Genomic DNA, 1,913 nt, shown 5'->3' on the forward strand with positions numbered 1-1,913 from the left:
CTAAGCGATATGAGGGAATTTTTAGTCAGTATTGTCAGATGCTTGTCGATGGGACTGTCCAAGAAGTCGTATATATCTGTCCTGAAAGGATTTGCCCAAGAATTGAGCGTCTTTTTCTGAAGATCGAGACGATGTTTGTGGATGGAAAAATTCGCCCTATAAATGATTCTTTTAGAAAAAGATTCCACTTTGTGACTTATGAGGGATGGGGGGAATATGCAAAGAACTTTTGAAGAAAATCTATTTTTTAAGGTACACGCTTTTAGCCACTACTTTAGTAAAGCCTTAGGTGGCGTGGCTTTCAAAGATTTAGATCATACTTTTGATCTTGCTCTTTCTATCGCATCTATGGATGTAGAGCTTTTAAAAAGCTCTTTTGCCGACCTAAAAAAAGCGGACATGGGGACGGTACGGACTTTCATAGACTCCTTGGATGATCAAGCCATGACAGCCCTTTCTTTTATCATCAAGATGGCCGAGATCGAGCCATCTCTAGTACACACAGAGGACTTATGACAACTTTCACACTCGCACCAGATTGCCCCAAAGAGCTTGTTTTTCAAGCTCTTTTGAGTGGAACATATGACTACACGCCGATCTATGTCAGTGCAAATTTTTCCAAAGAAGCACTTTGGGAAAATGAGCAAAAAAATGAAGACTGGCCGAAGGACTACGTCCAAGGTGGGCATGGCACGGTTGAAGATGCTCGAAAGATGTTTTTTGACACACTGCATTTTTTTGATCGAGACAGCTTGCTAGAGGGAGCACAGCTTGGCGAAACTTGGGCTGTTGATTCTGGATATGTCTTAGAGGGCTAGCGGTACTTGCGCTGCTTCTATGGGAGCATTTTTTAAAGTGGGGTGGCGCAAGTGGCTCGACTTCCAGTGTAGGCTCAAGCCTACGCTGAAAGCATCGAGCTAAGATGTTATTCACCAATTAAAATGGTTTCTAACATAAGAATTTCGTATAAGAGACTTTATGTTAAAGAAGAGTCAAAGATACCTGAAAATTAAAGTCATCATTATTTTGCTAAATATAAATAAGTTCTAGATTGTGAATACTAATATTCTTCTTATTCTGGAAAAATGTTGCGTCAGTGGACTTAAAGACTTGATAATTCATTAACTTGATATATAGATCATTACGATATGTATTATCATTCCTTAGAGTCCTTTAGGAATCAACATGTTAGAGCCAAAATTTAAGCTAGTACCTCCTGCTAATTATCGCCATCCTTATCAGGTTGAAAAAGTCTCTTACATGGAAACGGGTGATTCAAGATTTATCTATGCTGTGATTAGCCTGATACCCACCAATAAGAATATTAAAAATACAAAATACTTTATCCGTGTCCTTATGATGAATGAGCTGCTTGAATCTAATATTGAATTTAATATTGCCTCCGGTTTATTCACCAGTTTCATACATCCTGATGTTTCTCTCATAACTAAGGGCAAATTGATTCCAGTCCAAGATTCACAGTTATATGAAGCATTGGCTCAAACTGCTATGGATACTTTTGCTCTGGAATATAGTTATGAATCCATTATTGAAAACCAGGATATGGCTCGCCTGTTCGGTTTTTTAATATCTTCAATGATAAGAATTGAATTTAATCCCAACCCTGTTAATTCTGAAGTAGCGGTTGCTTCGGAACTTTTAAAAAATCTTGATGATGTTGTCTATATTTATAAAAATTACTCAGCTCTCAATCTTAGTGCTGAGCTTAGAGCTGAAATAAATTATCAATTCTGGTCAGCCATTACGATGATGACCCGTAGTAATGCCTTGGTATATGCAGATAGTTCGAAAGGTACTGATTTTTCAAGCCTAGCTAATAAGAAGATTGATTTAAGTGCTAAGAATCTTAAAAGAGCAATTGAAACTAGCTTGCCTTACTTTAACAAATCACA

3 protein-coding genes and 1 pseudogene are annotated in these 1,913 nt (G+C 37.6%); all 4 read left to right on the forward strand.

Annotation, left to right across the window (positions count from 1 at the left end; translation table 11 throughout):
• The coding region (locus FTV37_RS17750) for a hypothetical protein (RefSeq protein ID WP_218947633.1) at window positions 1-233 on the forward strand (233 nt) is incomplete at its 5' end.
• Window positions 217-516 (forward strand): hypothetical protein, encoded by a 300-nt coding sequence (locus FTV37_RS17250; RefSeq protein WP_180009734.1) that lies wholly within the window; start codon window positions 217-219, stop codon window positions 514-516. The genes FTV37_RS17750 and FTV37_RS17250, both read left to right, overlap by 17 nt.
• A complete protein-coding gene (locus FTV37_RS17255; RefSeq protein ID WP_180012215.1) occupies window positions 513-818 on the forward strand; it encodes a hypothetical protein in 306 nt (101 codons plus the stop codon). The genes FTV37_RS17250 and FTV37_RS17255 overlap by 4 nt, the downstream gene beginning before the upstream one ends.
• A 367-nt stretch (window positions 819-1,185) precedes the next feature.
• Window positions 1,186-1,913, forward strand: a pseudogene (locus tag FTV37_RS17260) (hypothetical protein); the annotation flags it as partial.

Origin of the sequence: Acinetobacter sp. YH16042 (assembly GCF_013417245.1) — a bacterium.
Taxonomy (GTDB): Bacteria; Pseudomonadota; Gammaproteobacteria; order Pseudomonadales; family Moraxellaceae; genus Acinetobacter; species Acinetobacter amyesii.